The following is a 15,889-nucleotide window of genomic DNA, read 5'->3' as shown; positions in this document are numbered from 1 at the left end:
CTCGCCAGCCGACTGCGTGCAGGCCACCGCGAGTTCGCCGTAGCCGTTTCGGTACACGGTTTCCAGCGATGCCACTGTAATTGTCGATCCATGGCTAACGACGCCGACCGCGGGTTCTCAGTACTTTCTCAGATTGACCCGATCTGAACCCCCACGCGCCCCTACCTGCGATCTTATCTCGAGCCGTGTCGCCAGCTGATCACCACTGAGGCAAATACCTGCAGGTAGAGAGTGTGAGACGGCGTAGTGATTGTGTCCGGAGGGCGAGTGGACCACTACGCACACGTGCTGTGGAGGCAGGGACGGTTGGTCATTGACGACCGAGGAATGTGATCCGCAACCCGGGCGGCGTGGTCGCAGGTAGGAATTCCCGGCAGGATACACAAAACATGGGCAACCGGAAAACACCTGGTCATCGCCGGTTTCTATGCGATTTGACGAGGAACGCGGATGGCGCGGCTGGTGGCCGTAGCGGATTCAGGACTCAGCTGAGTGGTGAGGGCCCGAATGCGGCGGTAGATCGGGGACGCGCTGGTACAGCGCTTCCCCGGTCCTGCCTGGTGGAGAGTCAGGTCGGGCGTGAAGACGAGGCTGGGCTGTTGCAGTGCCGATGCTGCCCGGCGATGTGGACCGTCACGCCGGTACTAGCGGGTGATTGAGTTCGTTCGGCAAGTGCGCCCACGGTCGTATGGCTGGATGCCCGCCGCGACGGTCGCCTCTTCACGGCTGACGAGGACGCGGCAGCGCTGCGTCCGATGTGGCTGTGGATTCCTGGGTTCCTGCCGGAATCTCCGGGTCCTTCCCACTTTCGTCGGATTACGACGCCGACGGGGCGAAGCGGCCCCTGTCCGGCTGGTTCCGCCACGGTGACACAATTAAGCGATTGCTTAAATCTGGATCGGGGCTCGCATTGCTATCCCGCGGCCCCGAGCATGCGTCCGGCGAGAGTGGCGTAGTAGCTGGCGACCGCCTCCGGGGTGGACAGTTCGCGGGAGGGAAACCAGCGGACGATATCGATGCACAGCGACATCACCGCGAGGGTGCTGGCGTCGATTTTCTCGGCGGCGAACTCGCCGACTCGCACCCCCTCGGCGATGACGTCGCGCATCAGTTGGACGGTTTCCCGGCGCATGCGGCGAATCTGCGCGTGGTTCTCTTCGGTGAGCGCGTGACGTTGGTACTGGACGATGCGCGCGGTCGTGTGGTGCTCGGCATGCCAGTAGGCGAACGAGTAAATGGCCGCACGCAGGCGTTTTGTCGGAGTTCCCGCCACTGAGGTGCCGGCGCGCAGCGCTTCGAGTGCGGCGCTGTGGCCGTCGATGCTCAGGCGCATCAGGATGTCCTGCTTGGACCGGAAGCAGATGTACATCGCGGCGGGGCTCATCCCGGCGCCCGCCGCGATCTCCCTGGTGCTCGTGCCGTAGTAGCCCTTGTCTGCGAAGGCGGCGCGCGCGGCGGCGAGCAATCGTTCCTCGGCCGCGGAACCTTGGGGCGCGGGGCCGTTGGTGTCGGCGGTCGGTGCGGGCACGGTGGCGTCCATCCTCGATGTCGGTTCCTCGGCGGTGATGTGTCGTTGACATTCCACACCACACCCGGCATATTAAGCAATCGCTTAGCGGGGTGGGTTCCGAGCCGAGAGGGCATCAGTGCACAGATCAGTCTTTACCGCCGACCATCAGCAGTTTCGCAAGTCGGTGGGTGAGTTTGTGGCCCGCGAGGTGCTGCCTTACGAAGAGGACTTCATCAGCGACCGATTGATCGCGCGGGAGGTCTGGCAGGCGGCGGGCAGGCAGGGCCTGCTCGGGCTGGAGATTCCCGAGGTCTACGGCGGTGGCGAAGCGGGGGACTATCGCTTCAACGCGGTAGCCATCGAGGAACTGGCCGCGGCCACGATGGCGTTGGCGTCGAGCCTGAGCATCCACTTCGATGTCGTCACGCCGTATGTGGTCGACCTCGCGGACGAGGAAGTGAAGCGGCAGTGGTTGCCGCGCATGGCCACCGGGGACGTGATTTCGGCGATCGGGATGACCGAACCGTCGGCGGGATCGGATCTGGCGAACCTGAAGACCACCGCGGTCCGCGACGGGTCCGATTGGGTTCTCAACGGGTCGAAGACCTTCATCACCAACGGCTACACCGCCGACCTCGTGGTCGTCGCCGCGCGAACGAATCCGGCGCAGGGCGCCCGCGGTATCAGTCTGTTCCTGGTCGACGCGAGCCTGCCCGGGTTCGAGCGGGGTCGCAAGCTCGACAAGGTCGGCCAGCCGGAAGCCGATACCGCGGAGTTGTTCTTCGACGGGCTGCGGCTGCCTGCCGAGGCCCTGCTCGGTGAGGAGGACCGCGGGTTCGCCTACATGATGCAGCGACTCCCGCAGGAGCGTGTCGGCGCGGCGGTGTCGAATATCGCGCACGCCGCGCAGATCCTGACCGAAACCATCGAATACGCCAAGCAGCGCAAGGCGTTCGGCGCGACGATCGGTTCGTTCCAGCACAACAAATTCCTGCTGGCCGAGCTGGTCACCAAGATCGAAGTCTCGCAAGCCTATGTCGACGCCGCGGTCGCCGCCCACGCGGCGGGCACGCTCACCGCGGTCGACGCCGCGAAGGCGAAATGGTGGTCGGCGCACGTGCAGAACGAGGTTCTCGATCACTGTGTGCAGCTGCACGGCGGCTACGGCTATATGCGCGAATACCGCGTCGCGCGAGCGTGGATGGACGCGCGGGTCTCCAAGATCTGGGCTGGTTCCAACGAAATCATGAAAGAGCTCATCGGCCGCGATCTCGCGCTGTGATCTCCGGTTCCACAAGAAGGCAACACCATGACAGAAGCAGTTATCGTCGCCACCGCCCGATCGCCGATCGGGCGTGCGGGCAAGGGTTCGCTCACCGGGATGCGACCGGACGATCTGGCCGCGCAGACGATCAAGGCCGCGCTCGATCAGATTCCCGAGTGCGACGCGCACGCGATCGAGGACCTCTACCTGGGGGCATGGGAGCACACCGGAGAACAGAGCGAGAACATCGCCCGCCGGGTCGCCGTTCAGCTCGGGCTCGACGGTGTACCGGGAGCCACCGTGAACCGGGCCTGCGCCTCGAGCGTGCAGACCACCCGGATGGCCGCGAACGCGGTCAAGGCCGGGGACGGGGAGATCTTCGTCAGCGCCGGGGTGGAATGTGTCTCGCGGTATCCCCAGCACAACGGTGTCGGCGCCGGTGACGAGCGGTTCCACAACCCGACGTTCGACCGGGCACGCGCCCGCACCGCCCAGTTCGCCGAGACCGGCGCGCCCTGGACCGACCCGCGCGCGGAGTCGTTGCTGCCCGATGTCTACATCACGATGGGGCAGACCGCCGAAAACGTCGCGAGCTACCGCGGTGTCACCCGCGCCGAACAGGACGAGTTCGCCGTGCGCTCGCAGCAGCTGGCGGAAAAGGCCATTGCCGATGGGTTCTTCGCGCGCGAGATCACCCCGGTCACGTTGCCCGACGGCACGGTCGTGCGTGTCGACGACGGTCCGCGTGCGGGGACGACCGTCGAGAAGCTGGCCGGGCTGTCGCCGGTGTTCCGCGACAGCGGCACCGTCACCGCCGGGAACGCGTGTCCGCTCAACGATGGTGCGGCCGCGCTGGTGCTGATGAGCGACCGCAAGGCCGCCGAGTTGGGACTGACACCGCTGGCGCGGGTGGTGGCCACCGCCGCCAGCGGACTGTCCCCGGAGATCATGGGCCTGGGCCCGGTCGAGGCCTCACAGCGCGCGCTCGCCAAGGCGGGGCTGTCGATCGGCGATATCGACCTCGTGGAAATCAACGAAGCTTTCGCGGCGCAGGTGATTCCGTCCTATCGGGAGCTGGGCATCGAGCTGGAGCGCTTGAACGTCAACGGCGGCGGCATCGCGCTCGGCCACCCGTTCGGTGCGACCGGCGCCCGGATCACCACGACCCTGCTGCACACCCTGCGGGAACGAGACAAGCAATTCGGCCTGGAGACCATGTGCGTCGGCGGCGGACAAGGTATGGCGATCATTTTCGAAAGGCTCAGCTGACCATGACCAGCATTCCCGTCCCCTCGCGGACGAGCGAGACCAACCTGGAATTCGACTTCGCCGGTCACAGTGTGATCGTCACCGGCGCCGCCCGCGGTATCGGGTTCGAGATCGGGCGATTCTTCCACAATGCCGGTGCCACCGTGTATCTCGTCGACTTCGACCGGGATGCCCTCGACGAGGCGACCGCGGAGCTGGGTTGCCGGGGTGCGGTCGCCGATGTCGGCGACACCGGTTCGGTGCAGGCGGTCGTCGACCGCGTGGTCGAGGAGACCGGCCGCGTCGACGTCCTGGTCAACAACGCGGGCATCCTGCGCGACGGCGTGTTGTGGAAGCTCTCGGACGCGGACTACGAGCAGGTCATGGCGGTGCATTGCGGTGGCGCCTTCCGGTTCACCCGCGCCTGCACACCGCATTTCCGCGCCCAGAAGTACGGCCGCGTCGTCAATGTCACCTCGTTCACCGGCCTGCGTGGCAATATCGGCCAGTCGAACTACGCGATGGCCAAAGCGGGGATCATCGGGTTCACCAAAACTGCGGCGAAGGAACTCGCCGGTTTCGGCGTCACCGTCAACGCCATCTCGCCGAACGCCGAGACCCGCATGATCGCCTCGATCCCGGACGCCAAGCGCGCGGAGCTGATCGCGCAGATTCCGTTGGGCCGCTTCGCCGCTGCGCAGGAGATGGCCGCCGCCGTCGGATTCCTGGCCTCGGCGCAGGCCGGTTACATCACCGGGACGGTCCTGCCCGTTGACGGGGGCATCTCGATATGACCAGTTTCGCCGGATTGGACGAGGTCCGCGCGGCGGTCGGCAGCGAATTGGGCCACAGCCGCTGGATCGAGATTCCCCAGCCTCGCATCGACGCCTTCGCCGAAGCCACCGAGGATCGGCAGTGGATCCACACCGATCCCGTCGCCGCGGCGGCGGGACCCTTCGGTGCGCCCATCGCGCACGGCTACCTCACCTTGTCGCTGGTCTCGGCCTTTCTCGAGGAGCTGCTGAGGGTCGAGGGAGTCGCCATGGCGGTGAACTACGGCCTGAACCGAGTTCGGTTCCCCGCCCCGGTTCCGGCCGGTGCCCGCGTCCGCGGCCACGGGCAGCTGGCCGAGGTGCGCGAGATCCCCGGCGGTATCCAGACCACCGTCGTGGTGCGGGTCGAGTCCGATCGCTCCGACAAGCCGGTGTGCGTCGCCGAGACGGTGACCCGTTTCCTCGACCACACCGCGCCCTAGCAGCAGAAAGGCACGTCATGGGAGTTATGGACCGTTTCCGGTTGGAGGGCAAGGTCGCGGTGGTGACCGGCGCCTCCTCCGGTCTGGGTGTCGCGTTCGCCGTGGCGCTGGCCGAGGCCGGTGCCGATGTGGTCTTGGCCGCGCGGCGGGTGGAGAAGCTGGAAGACACCGCCGAGCTGGTGCGCCGGGCCGGACGACGCGCGCTGTGTGTGCCGACCGACGTCACCGAGCCGGAGGACGGGCAACGGTTGGTGGACACCGCGATGGAGGAATTCGGCCACGTCGACATCCTCGTCAACAACGCCGGTATCGGTACCGCCCACCCGGCCACCCGCGAGACCCCCGAGCAGTTCCGTGCGGTCATCGACCTCAATCTCAACGGCGCGTATTGGGTGGCACAGGCCTGCGGGCGCGTGATGCGTCCGGGTTCGGTGATCGTCAACATCTCCAGCATCCTCGGGCTGACCACGGCCCGGCTGCCCCAAGCTGCCTACAGCGCCAGCAAGGCCGGTCTGATCGGCTTGACTCGGGACCTGGCCCAGCAGTGGGGAACTCGCAAGGGCATCCGGGTCAATGCGTTGGCACCGGGATTCTTCCGCTCGGAGATGACCGACCAGTACGCCGACGGCTACCTCGACGCCATGACCGAGCGAGTGGTGCTCGGCCGGATCGGTGATCCCGAAGAACTCGCGGCCACCCTAGTCTGGTTGGCCTCCGACGCGGGCGGTTATGTCACCGGCCAGACGATCGCCGTCGACGGCGGCATCACCATCAACTGAACCCCGAATACGACACGGAACCAACCGTGGACGCGCCACCGACCCGGTGGCGCGCCCACGGCGTCGTCGACGACGTACTCGGCGCGCGATGCGTGAATCACTCGAGGGAGGTCACCGGCCGGTTCCAGAGGGTCGAGATGATGACGGTCGCGACCAGGATGCCGGTCGCGATCGCCACCAAGATCATGCCGGTGAGCCCGATCTGGGCGGCCGCGGCCGCTTGCCTGCTGAGGTCGAGTGCGCCTTGCAACCCGGCCGCGCCGGGGACGACGAGCCAGAGCACCGGTGCGAAGCCCGCGTAGAACGGTGGTGCGTGGGGGAGTCGTTGTAGCGCCAATGATTTCGGCCAGGTAGGTGGCGCTGGAGGCCACCTTCTCCGCCGTTTCGAGGTCTTTGGGTGGTTTCGCGGCCCGGGTGGCCGCGCCTGCCTCGGCGTAGGCGAAGTAGGACTTGCGGTAGTACTCCGCCACGATCTTCTTCGGCTCCGGGTCGGTCAGTACGAGCCAATGCCAGGACTGCATATTGCTGCCCGACGGTGCCTGCAGTGCGACATCGAGTGCGTCGGTCACCACCTCCAGTGGTACGGGTCGCTCCAGGTCGAGGCGTTTGCGTACCGACCGGGTGGTGGTGAGGACCTCGTCGGCGGACAGATCCAGATGTGGGAAATCTTCGGCCATAGCTGTTCCTTCGAATGGTCGGCGGGACTAGCGTTCGCGGGCCGATGCTCCCGCGCTGACCACGACCTGATCGTGGGCGATCGCTTCGTGGTGGTCGCTGCATTCGACCACCACCCGGACGGGGGAGCCGCAGTCGGCATGGCGGACATCGAGAAAGGTGCCCTCGGGGTCGGCGGCGTACTTGTCGCCCCACTGCATCAAGGAAACGATGATGGGCCACATATCCCACCCTTTGTCGGTGAGCACGTATTCGTGGCGCGTTCGGCCGCCTGCCGGTCGATAAGGGCGAGTTTCGAGGATCTGCGCTGCTACGAGCTTGCGGAGCCGGTCTGCCAGGACCGCTTCGGAAACCCCCAGGTGATCGCGGAGGTCATCGAACCTCCGGACGCCGTTGATCGCCTCGCGAATGACCAGCAGGCTCCACTTCTCGCCGACGATGTCCAGTGTTCGTTTCACGGGGCAGTTCTGGGTGTCCAGGCTGAGCCAGTCCACGATGCACCTCACTTCGATATTGACAGCCAGATCGATCATAGCTAGCTTCCATCGCAGAAGCCAACTCTCTTGGCGAACCTCCTTCGCATGACGGTCGATCGATGGAAACCCGTTGCGCGAGAGCGGTTTACGCGAGATACGTGGTTTTCCGTCGAAACGAAGCAACCAGGAGCGAGTATGTTCGAGACCATCACACACCGCATCGATGACGGCATTCTGACCATCACGCTGAACCGCCCCGAGAACCTCAACGCCTTCGTTGTCACAATGGGGGACGAATTGGAGCGGTCGTTCCGTGAGGTCAATGACGACGACAACGTCCGCGCGGTGATCGTCACCGGTGCGGGCCGCGCCTTCTGCGCCGGGATGGATCTGAACGGCGAGGGAAACGTGTTCGGGCTCGACGGGTCGCGAAATCCCGGTTTGGCCGACCTGGCGGACCTGGACGATCCGAGCGCCGCAGGGGTGCGCGATCCGGGAGGCAGGCTCACCCTCGCGATCCACGATTGCCGCAAGCCGGTCATCGCGGCGATCAACGGCGCGGCGGTGGGTGTCGGCGCCACCATGACCCTGGCCATGGATCGCAGGCTCGTCTCCACCCGAGGGCGGATCGGACTGATCTTCGGGCGGATCGGGGTGACTCCGGAGGCGGCCTCCACTTGGTTTCTCGAGCGGATCGTCGGCCAGGCCGCAGCGCTGGATCTGGTGCTGCGTGCCGACATCATCGACGCGGACGCCGCCGCGGCCGTCGGGCTGGTGGACGAGGTCGTGGAACCGGACGCGCTGCTCGCCCGCGCCGTCGAGATCGCGGACGCGTGGACGCGGAACCGCTCCCCGGTCGCGGTAGCCCAGGCCAAGCAGATGGTGCGTCGCAACGGGGCCTTGCCGCATCCTGCCGACGCGCACCGGATCGAGTCTCTCGGCCTGTTCTGGGCCAGTGTCGGCGACGGCGAGGAAGGCGTCGCCGCCTTCCTCGAGAAGCGGGCGCCCGAATTCACCTCCCGTGCTTCCGAAATGCCCGCCTACTACGAGGATTGGATCGCCCAGTACTCGAAATAGGTTGCAGATCCGTGGCACCGTCGATGCGTCTCACTTCGGTATTGACAGCTAGCCTCGGGTCTGGCTAACTTCTTTGAGAGAAGTCAGCATCGATCGGACATCATCGTCGCCGCGGCCGCGGAGCCGCCGCCTCCCTCGCGAAGCGGGCGCCCGAATTCACCCCTCGGGCAACAGGAATGCCCGCCCACCACGAAAAGATTGGTTCACCCAATGAGTACTGGAGACCTGCTCGTCCAAGCGACGGATTTCGACGACCGGGGCGGCTGGGTACTCGACTCGCAGTTCCGTGCCCAGATGGGCGCGTCGTATCTTCTCGCGCACGGACTGGGAGTTCCGGTCGCTGATGCCACCGCGACGGTCGAGATCGCGCAGGCCGGGACCTACCACGTATGGGTTCGCACCAAGGACTGGGTGCCCGCGCACCATCCGGGGCGGTTCACCCTCACCATCGGTGGACACACTCTCGCGAAGGAATTCGGTGCCAGCGGTCAGGACTGGTCGTGGGAACGTGCCGGCGCCGTCCAGCTCTCCACTGGCGAAACCCGCGTCGAACTGCACGATCTGACCGGCTTCGACGGGCGGTGCGACGCGATCTACCTGAGTCTGGGCGACGTGCCTCCGCCGGACGGGCACAACGCCATCACGCGGGCCTGGCGGCGGCGGTTGCGGGACCTGCCCGCGATGCCGGAACACGCGGGAGACTTCGACGTGGTGGTCGTGGGTGGCGGTGTCACCGGTTCCGCGGGTGCGCTCGCCGCGGCGCGCCTGGGCCTGCGGGTGGCGTTGATCCAGAACCGGCCGGTGCTCGGCGGCAATGCCAGTGTCGAGATCGGGCTCACTCCACGAGGGGAGACCGGTCCACTGGTCCACGAACTGACGAAACGACACGCCGATGGCGACCTGACGGCGCACGACGTCCTCGACGGCGAGCCGAACGTGACCGTGTTCACCGAGCACGAGGTGTTCGACGTCGTCGTGGAGGGGAGGCGAGTGACCGCGATCGACGCCTGCGACACGCGCACGGGCCTCGAGCGACGGTTCTCGGCGCCGATTGTCATCGATTGCAGCGGTACGGCCATCGTCGGCCTGCTGGCAGGCGCTCGCACCCTCTTCGGCCATGAATCGACGGCCGAATACGGGGAAGCGACGGCGCCCGCCGAACACCTCGATCAACACCACGGCCACACGCTGTTCTTCCGGACCCGCGACTCGGACGAGGAGACCCCCTTCCCGGACGTCCCGTGGGCGCAGGAAGTCGCCAAGGACTACGCCAATCTGAGCGGCCAGCTGGTCAAGCCCGGCGAAGACAACGCCCCCGGACCCGTGGCAGGCCGATTCCGCACGCCGGATCCGGAGATCCGCAGGCGGATGCTGGTTCCGGCCACCCACTTCTGGGAGTACGGCCAGTGGCTCGATCCGTACACCCAGGGTGAGCACATCCGCGATCATCTGCTGTGCGCCCTGTACGGGACCTTCGCCAACGTCAAGGAGATCGAACCGGAGACCTACGCGAACCTCGCGCTCGACTGGGTGGCGTTCGTCGCCGGGCAGGGCGAGTTCCGGCGGTATCTCGGCGATTACGTCCTCACCGAGAACGACATCCGCGAACACCGGGCCTTCCCGGACGCCGTCGCGATGAACTCCGGCCCCTTCTGCCTGCACTATCCGATCGATGACGACTACGACTTCCGGCTCAAGGACTGGAAGTGGGACACCCGCGACGGCCTTCCCTTCGAGGTGCCGTTCCGCTGCCTGTATTCTGCGGATCTCGACAACGTCATGATGGCCGGCAAGCACATCAGCGTCACCCACATCGCCGGTTCGGTCGCCAAGTTCATGGGCAACGGCGCCCAGCACGCGATCGCGACCGCGGCCGCAGCCATGCTCTGTCTGAAGTACGACCTCACACCTCGGCAACTCTGCACCGACCACCCCGACGAACTCCGCAGGACAGTAGCCAGCGTCGCTGAACACGATGCGTAGCGACCGCCCGTAAACAGTCTCGTGCGCACTGAGGGCCCGTCGCGCCACGTAGCCGTAACAAGCGACGAGGCCGAGTTCGGCCACCAACTGTGAGAGGAAGACTGCCATCAACGCTGTGTTGTCAGACCCGATCCGACTCGGGATGATCGAAACCGCCAATCGGATCGTCATGGCCCCCATGACGCGGAGCCGTGCGAGCGCCGACGGGGTCCCCGGACGATCCATCGCAACGTACTATGCCCAACGCGCGAGCGCGGGACTCATTGTCTCCGAAGGCATCTGTATTGCGCCGGAAGCGGTCGGGAACCCGATGGTTCCGGGCTTGTGGTCGCGAGCGCAAACGAGTGCTTGGCAGTCGGTGACCAGTGCCGTGCACGAAGCCGGCGGTGTGATCGCCGCGCAGTTATGGCATACCGGCCGAGCGTCGCATCCCAGCCTGCAACCCGAAGGACAGCTCCCCGTGGGGCCGTCCCCGATCGCCATCGACGGCCTGACCTTCGCCCGAAACGGTCGTACACCCTACGTGACTCCGCGACCGCTCGATGTCGAGGAGATCGGGCAGATCGTCGGCCAGTACGCGCGAGCTGCGGTCAATGCTCGAGAGGCCGGGTTCGATGCTGTCGAATTGCACTCGGCCAACGGCTATCTCGTCGACCAGTTCCTGCAGGACAACGCCAACCGACGCACCGACAGGTACGGCGGAAGTATCGAGAACCGGGTTCGGCTCCTCGGCGAGATCGTCACCGCTCTTCTCGACGCGGTCGGCCCGGGACGGGTCGGAGTACGGATCTCACCGGCGAGCGCCTTCCAGGACATGGCCGACTCCGACCCTCATCGCCTGTTCGAGCATGTGCTGCGCGTCCTGTCCGAGCACGACTTGGCCTACCTGCATGTCGTAGAGCCCGGCATCGATGGCTGGCGTGATGCCCGCTTCGAAAAGTCCTCGCCGATCGATAGCGCTTGGGTTCGCGAACGTTACGCGGGAAGCATCGTCGCCGCCGGCGGATATACCGCGCAGACGGCCACGCGCGCGGTCGAATCCGGCAGCGTTGACGCGATTGCCTTCGGTCGACCCTTCATCGCGAACCCGGATCTACCGCGGCGGCTCATCGAGGATTTACCTGTCGCCGAACCCCACCGCGAGAAGTTCTACAGCGGCGGCGACGAAGGCTACATCGACTACCCGGTCTGGCACACCGCGGCTCCAACAGAGAGTGAGAGCTGCGGCCACATGTGGCACTGAAGGTCCTGCTTGATGACACCGATGTGGATCTTGATCATGTTGCGGAAGCGGAACGGGTCAAGCGGCTTGAACTCAGGACCTGCTTATCGACCAAGACGGTGACCAAGAACGCGTCATCGTTTCAGACTTCGGGATTACACAAGGGGTTGACTCAACACTCACTGCTGTGGCGTGCCGATGGGCATGATCAAGCCCGTAAACGCCGTCCGGGTGCCGGGGTCGTGGACCCGCAGGCCTCGCTGGCTCTGCTGACCGACATCGTGATCACCGGCAGGTGCGGACCGTGCAGAGCTCGGGCACTACACTGCCGAAGTCGCGATCGACGACGGCACTGCTCAGATGATCGAAGACTGGTTCGCGGACATCGAGACTTCGGCACCGCCTCACAGTCGCAAGCGCCCGCCGCGCAGCCGATCTCACGAGCGGCGGCACCGGCCCCGGTCGCCGACGAACTGCTGAAGCTTGCTCAACTTGGAGACGCCGGCGTACTCACGCGCGGACCACTGAACCCCGACCGCAAACGCTTGGTGCCCGAACTCCGCGTAGACATCGGTCCTGCGTTCCCCAACCTGATGCTCGTCGACGGAAATGTGCCCGCCCAACGCGGCCGGCTGGTCCCGGCACCACGACTTCAAGATCCGGTGCTCAGGCGTTCGTCGTCGAGGTTGCTGATGTGCTGCAACGCTTTCCACGTCGGTGGAGCGCGGCGGTCTTCATCGGAGGTGGCACCGACATCTGCTGTGGTCGATTCCTCTTTGGTCTTCCAGCTCGTACCGACAGCCCGATGCGCGATTGCCGATCATGGTATCGCGGTTGGGCATTGCCGTGGTTCTCATACCCAGCACCCGCCGTCTCGGGCGCCGCTCGGTGTTGGGGCTGGTCCAGTTCGCCGATGCGGTCATCCTCGACCCGCTCGAGATCGTCAGTCACCAGAGTGAAGTCGTCACTGCTTCTCAGCCAACGCCGCAGTGTGCTGTCGCGTCCAAACCGACTCCGCGACAGTGCGATCGACGGTAATCGACATGGTCCTGAGCGTGTTTGTGTGCGTCCGTGGCGGGAACCGATTGCTGTCCACACGGTTGGCGTCGTGGTTCTCACTGCTCTGGATGCACCTCGATCTGCGGTGAGGCGATGGCCTGTGGGCAGGTCGAGGCGAACTCCGTTACCGCGTCGAGGGACCTGACAGGGCGGGGTCGAGGTCCAGCTGTGCTGCGGTGGCAGCGAGGACGTCTTCAACGGTGACATCGGGTGCGAGTTCGCGCGGGGTCGACATGATCGCCGGTCGGGTAGGGGCCGGTGCCCAGGATCCCGTTCTCCGAGTGCAACACCACCTTCACGCTCTCGGGTAGATGGCACAGGGGTGCCGACCCCGGCGGGGGTGTAGAAGGCGGGAATGCCGGCACCGCCGGCGCGCATCCGCTCGGCGAGGGTTCCTTGCGGGGTGAGCTCCACCTCGAGTTCGCCGGCGAGGTACTGGCGCGCGAATTCTTTGTTCGCCCCGACGTAGGAGGCGGTAGCGCGTCGAATCCGTCCCTGGGACAGCAGGATTCCCAGCCCCCAGTCGTCGACTCCGCAGTTGTTTGAGTACACCTCGAGGTCGCCGACACCGCACTCGGCGAGTTCGGTGATCAGTTGGGCGGGGATCCCGCAGAGACCGAATCCGCCGACCGCGAGCGAGACACCGTCGCCGATGTCGGCGACCGCCTCGGCCGCGGAGGCGACGAGTTTTGTCGTGGTCATGATGTCCGTTCTATGTCGGTGATGCAATGTCGTGGGCAGACGGGCGCGGCGTCGCCGGGTGCCGGGTACTGCGACGGTGCCGCCGCGGTGAGCTGCCGGTGTGGACGCACGGCGACGGGATGCGCGGTGTGGAATCGGTGCCCGTTTGTCCGCCGAGGCCCCGAGTTCGGATTCGATCACAGGGACGGCGGGTGAGGAAGTGGCGCAGGTGAAGACGGTAGATCGAGCTGTCGCGTTCGCTGGCGCGACCGCCGATGTCCGGAATTCCCACCTTGTCCACGCCGTGTTCGGCGACGGTCTCGAGCACGGCCCGGTGGACCGCTTCGGTGACCCGTGCGGCACGACCCGCCGGGGCTGTCGGTTCGTCGGGGCGTTCTCGACTACGGTCATACCGAATGCTAAAGCAGATGGTATTGCATTTACCTACCTGTAGCGCCTACGCTCACTAAAGCGGGAATTTCTGCAAGAAACGATCATGGCGAGAGGCGCAACAATGACGTCGGTGCTCGATGTAGCGAAACGCGTGGGCATCACCGCGTCAGCGATGAGCCACACCACCGAAGGCGCAGCTCACCGTGTGGGTGTTGCACCGTTTCTTCCCCGGTTGTTCGCCGACCGGTTCACCCACCTGGGCGGGATCGACAAGGCCGAGTTCGGCAGGCCGTCGGTACCGACGGTGCTGACCGCCAACGGGCTTGAAGGCGCCCTGGCCGAGTTGCTGCTTCCGGTACTGGTGCAACGCGACAACGGCGGGGGCGCGTTCTTCATGGAGATGCCCGGCACCTATTCCTACGACCGGCCGCTGAGCGTCGACTCCGAGCGCGCCCACTCGACGGTGATCGACTTCCTGGCCGCCGCCCCGCGCGTCGATGCCGACCGGATCGATATCGTGGGCTTCAGTTTCGGTGCTTACTGGGCGACCCGGATGGCCGCCCTCGACCCGTGGTTGAAGGTAGCGGTGGCCAACGGCCCGCCCATCCACCATGGCTTGGGGTTGCGCAGTTCGATCGGCTCGCCGGAGATCCTGGTGTCGAGCCTGCACCGCACCCTCGGCGCCACCACCACCGCCGACCTGTCGCGATGCATGGCGAAACTCTCGCTGGCACAGCACTACCGGCGGATCAGCTGCCCGATCCCGGTCATCAATGGTGCGCGCGACACACTCGCCGACACCAAGGACTCGATCGATACCGCCGCCGAAGCGCCCGACGCGCAAGTGGTGCTCTACGCAGACGACGACCACTGCGCCATGGGCCACGCTGTCGGGCGTGCCGATCTCGGCACGGCCCTACACCAACGCCCTCGATTTCGAGCTCGAGCTCGGTGTCGTGCTGGGCGCGCCGCTGAAGAACGCCACCGTCGAAGAAGCCGCTGCCGCGATCGCCGCGGTGGTGGTGGTCAACGATTTCTGCGCCCGCGATGTGCAGCTGGCGGAAATGCGGTCGGGGTTCGGGCCGCAACGGTCCGAACACTTCATCAGCTCGATGTCGGCGACCGCTGTGTCGGGCCCGGCGGTCCTCGACCAGCTCGCCCCTGGGGAGCTGCCGCCCTCGGGCCGCTGCCCGGTGGGTGCGGGATGGAGCTGGGGCGTTGGCCGGCACCCGGGGACGAGCTGCGCCTGGAAATCGACTGTATCGGCGTCATCGAACACCGAATCCAGCAGTAGGGGAGCAGCGTTGATGAAAATCGATCAAGTCTCCGACTCCGTGTACGTCGTGGCGGGCACCAACGTGAACTGGGCGCTGGTCACCGACGGGTCCGGCGTCACGGTCATCGATGCCGGGTATCCCTCCGACACCGGCGACGTCCTGGACTCGGTGCGTCAGATCGGCCACCGGCTCCCCGACGTCGCCGCGGTGCTCATCACCCACGCGCACCTCGACCACATCGGCGCGATCCCGACCCTGGTCGAGCAGGTGGGCATGCCGGTCTACACCGGCGCCGAAGAGGTCCGCCACGCCAAACGCGAGTATCTGCAACAAATGGACGCGGTCGGGATGGCCCGTCAGCTGGTCACCGCGCGCGGGCGTCGGTGGGTCGCGCACACGCTGTGCGCGATCCGCGGCCATATCGGCATGACGGTGCCGACCGCGACAGCCGCCGGCCCGACCGCGTTGGCCGCGCTGCCCGGCGGGCTGGTCGCGGTGCCGACACCCGGCCACACCAGCGGCCACACCGCCTATTTCATGCCTTCGGAATCGGTGCTGTTCTCCGGTGACGCCCTGATCACCGGGCATCCACTGGTCGCTCACGTCGGCCCGCAGCTGTTGCCGGCGGTGTTCAATCACGACGAAGCTGCCACCTACGTCACTGCCGTGGAGTTGGCGGCCCAGCCCGCCCGCGTCCTGGTTCCTGGCCACGGCCCGCCCCTCGACCTCGAGACGGTGGACTTGGCCGAGCAGCTCACACCGCCGGTGAAGGCCAGTCGATGGACATGGTGAGCAGGCCACGACCACAGCTACCCTCGCCGACTGGATAGACCGCGGCCGCTACCTGCGCATGGGTGATCACCAGATCTTCTACCGCCAGGACGGCCCGGTCGAGGGATCCCCGGTGACGCTCGTGCACGGAACGCACTGCTGCGCTACATCGACAACCGGATCGCCGACGCCGAACGGTGGCGCGCGGCCCTCGAAGGC

Annotated in this window: 12 protein-coding genes and 4 pseudogenes; 11 read left to right on the top strand and 5 right to left on the bottom strand. The window is 66.2% G+C overall.

Annotated elements, in window-relative coordinates:
* Positions 1–913: 913 nt before the first annotated feature.
* Positions 914–1,540 carry a TetR/AcrR family transcriptional regulator gene (locus GV792_RS02505; protein ID WP_163821927.1) on the bottom strand — a complete coding sequence of 209 codons (627 nt, stop codon included), beginning with the start codon at positions 1,538–1,540 and terminating at the stop codon, positions 914–916.
* A gap of 106 nt (positions 1,541–1,646) precedes the next feature.
* Here GV792_RS02505 and GV792_RS02500 point away from each other — a divergent pair, with 106 nt between their 5' ends.
* Genes GV792_RS02500 through GV792_RS02480 form a run of 5 tightly spaced genes read left to right on the top strand, consistent with a single transcriptional unit; the run spans position 1,647 to position 6,056 of the window.
* Entirely contained in the window at positions 1,647–2,792 is a 1,146-nt protein-coding gene (locus GV792_RS02500) for an acyl-CoA dehydrogenase family protein (RefSeq protein ID WP_163821926.1), read from the top strand.
* A gap of 27 nt (positions 2,793–2,819) precedes the next feature.
* Complete coding sequence (locus tag GV792_RS02495) at positions 2,820–4,043, top strand: acetyl-CoA C-acetyltransferase (protein WP_163821925.1); 1,224 nt, start codon at positions 2,820–2,822, stop codon at positions 4,041–4,043.
* A 2-nt stretch (positions 4,044–4,045) separates the two neighbouring features.
* Positions 4,046–4,816 (top strand): SDR family NAD(P)-dependent oxidoreductase, encoded by a 771-nt coding sequence (locus tag GV792_RS02490; RefSeq protein WP_163821924.1) that lies wholly within the window; start codon positions 4,046–4,048, stop codon positions 4,814–4,816.
* The gene (locus GV792_RS02485; protein ID WP_163821923.1) at positions 4,813–5,277 is read left to right on the top strand and encodes a MaoC family dehydratase; all 465 of its coding nucleotides are present in this window, start codon (positions 4,813–4,815) and stop codon (positions 5,275–5,277) included. The genes GV792_RS02490 and GV792_RS02485 overlap by 4 nt, the downstream gene beginning before the upstream one ends.
* 17 nt (positions 5,278–5,294) lie before the next feature.
* Entirely contained in the window at positions 5,295–6,056 is a 762-nt protein-coding gene (locus GV792_RS02480) for an SDR family NAD(P)-dependent oxidoreductase (protein ID WP_163821922.1), read from the top strand.
* Here GV792_RS02480 and GV792_RS29440 read toward each other — a convergent pair.
* The gene (locus GV792_RS29440; protein ID WP_256670357.1) at positions 6,005–6,733 is read right to left on the bottom strand and encodes a nitroreductase family protein; all 729 of its coding nucleotides are present in this window, start codon (positions 6,731–6,733) and stop codon (positions 6,005–6,007) included. The genes GV792_RS02480 and GV792_RS29440 overlap by 52 nt on opposite strands.
* Positions 6,734–6,760: 27 nt before the next feature.
* Positions 6,761–7,264 (bottom strand): winged helix-turn-helix transcriptional regulator, encoded by a 504-nt coding sequence (locus tag GV792_RS02470; RefSeq protein ID WP_175583855.1) that lies wholly within the window; start codon positions 7,262–7,264, stop codon positions 6,761–6,763.
* A 138-nt stretch (positions 7,265–7,402) separates the two neighbouring features.
* On the opposite strand from GV792_RS02470, the gene GV792_RS02465 reads away from it, so the two are divergent.
* The 3 genes from GV792_RS02465 to GV792_RS02455 all read left to right on the top strand — a co-directional run bounded on the left by GV792_RS02465 (position 7,403) and on the right by GV792_RS02455 (position 11,510).
* Positions 7,403–8,284 carry a crotonase/enoyl-CoA hydratase family protein gene (locus GV792_RS02465; RefSeq protein WP_163821921.1) on the top strand — a complete coding sequence of 294 codons (882 nt, stop codon included), beginning with the start codon at positions 7,403–7,405 and terminating at the stop codon, positions 8,282–8,284.
* A 210-nt stretch (positions 8,285–8,494) separates the two neighbouring features.
* Positions 8,495–10,267: an FAD-dependent oxidoreductase gene (locus GV792_RS02460; RefSeq protein ID WP_163821920.1), complete on the top strand. Its 1,773-nt coding sequence runs from the start codon at positions 8,495–8,497 to the stop codon at positions 10,265–10,267.
* A 115-nt stretch (positions 10,268–10,382) separates the two neighbouring features.
* Positions 10,383–11,510 (top strand): alkene reductase, encoded by a 1,128-nt coding sequence (locus GV792_RS02455; RefSeq protein WP_309139066.1) that lies wholly within the window; start codon positions 10,383–10,385, stop codon positions 11,508–11,510.
* Positions 11,511–12,772: 1,262 nt separating this feature from the next.
* Here GV792_RS02455 and GV792_RS29435 read toward each other — a convergent pair.
* A pseudogene (locus tag GV792_RS29435) lies at positions 12,773–12,862 on the bottom strand (succinyl-CoA--3-ketoacid-CoA transferase); the annotation flags it as partial.
* Positions 12,834–13,250, bottom strand: a pseudogene (locus tag GV792_RS02450) (CoA transferase subunit A); the annotation flags it as partial. The pseudogenes GV792_RS02450 and GV792_RS29435, both read right to left, overlap by 29 nt.
* A 475-nt stretch (positions 13,251–13,725) precedes the next feature.
* Here GV792_RS02450 and GV792_RS02445 point away from each other — a divergent pair.
* From GV792_RS02445 to GV792_RS02435, 3 genes and pseudogenes are all read left to right on the top strand, one after another.
* A pseudogene (locus tag GV792_RS02445) lies at positions 13,726–14,379 on the top strand (alpha/beta hydrolase); the annotation flags it as partial.
* 16 nt (positions 14,380–14,395) lie between these two features.
* Positions 14,396–14,713 (top strand): annotated as a pseudogene (locus GV792_RS30195) (fumarylacetoacetate hydrolase family protein); the annotation flags it as partial.
* A gap of 216 nt (positions 14,714–14,929) precedes the next feature.
* Positions 14,930–15,691 carry an MBL fold metallo-hydrolase gene (locus GV792_RS02435; RefSeq protein WP_163821919.1) on the top strand — a complete coding sequence of 254 codons (762 nt, stop codon included), beginning with the start codon at positions 14,930–14,932 and terminating at the stop codon, positions 15,689–15,691.
* Positions 15,692–15,889 lie beyond the last annotated feature (198 nt).

The sequence above is a fragment of the Nocardia cyriacigeorgica genome, from assembly GCF_010868145.1.
GTDB lineage: Bacteria > Actinomycetota > Actinomycetes > Mycobacteriales > Mycobacteriaceae > Nocardia > Nocardia cyriacigeorgica_D.
This window is presented reverse-complemented; position numbering and strand designations above follow the sequence as displayed.

What these genes read in the sequence shown, in the direction of transcription:
- GV792_RS02480 (WP_163821922.1), top strand. Translation starts at nt 5,295, where the DNA reads ATGGGAGTTATGGACCGTTTCCGGTTGGAGGGCAAGGTCGCGGTGGTG.
- GV792_RS02470 (WP_175583855.1), bottom strand. Translation starts at nt 7,264, where the DNA reads ATGATCGATCTGGCTGTCAATATCGAAGTGAGGTGCATCGTGGACTGG.
- GV792_RS02495 (WP_163821925.1), top strand. Translation starts at nt 2,820, where the DNA reads ATGACAGAAGCAGTTATCGTCGCCACCGCCCGATCGCCGATCGGGCGT.
- GV792_RS02435 (WP_163821919.1), top strand. Translation starts at nt 14,930, where the DNA reads ATGAAAATCGATCAAGTCTCCGACTCCGTGTACGTCGTGGCGGGCACC.
- GV792_RS02465 (WP_163821921.1), top strand. Translation starts at nt 7,403, where the DNA reads ATGTTCGAGACCATCACACACCGCATCGATGACGGCATTCTGACCATC.
- GV792_RS29440 (WP_256670357.1), bottom strand. Translation starts at nt 6,733, where the DNA reads ATGGCCGAAGATTTCCCACATCTGGATCTGTCCGCCGACGAGGTCCTC.
- GV792_RS02460 (WP_163821920.1), top strand. Translation starts at nt 8,495, where the DNA reads ATGAGTACTGGAGACCTGCTCGTCCAAGCGACGGATTTCGACGACCGG.
- GV792_RS02490 (WP_163821924.1), top strand. Translation starts at nt 4,046, where the DNA reads ATGACCAGCATTCCCGTCCCCTCGCGGACGAGCGAGACCAACCTGGAA.
- GV792_RS02485 (WP_163821923.1), top strand. Translation starts at nt 4,813, where the DNA reads ATGACCAGTTTCGCCGGATTGGACGAGGTCCGCGCGGCGGTCGGCAGC.
- GV792_RS02505 (WP_163821927.1), bottom strand. Translation starts at nt 1,540, where the DNA reads ATGGACGCCACCGTGCCCGCACCGACCGCCGACACCAACGGCCCCGCG.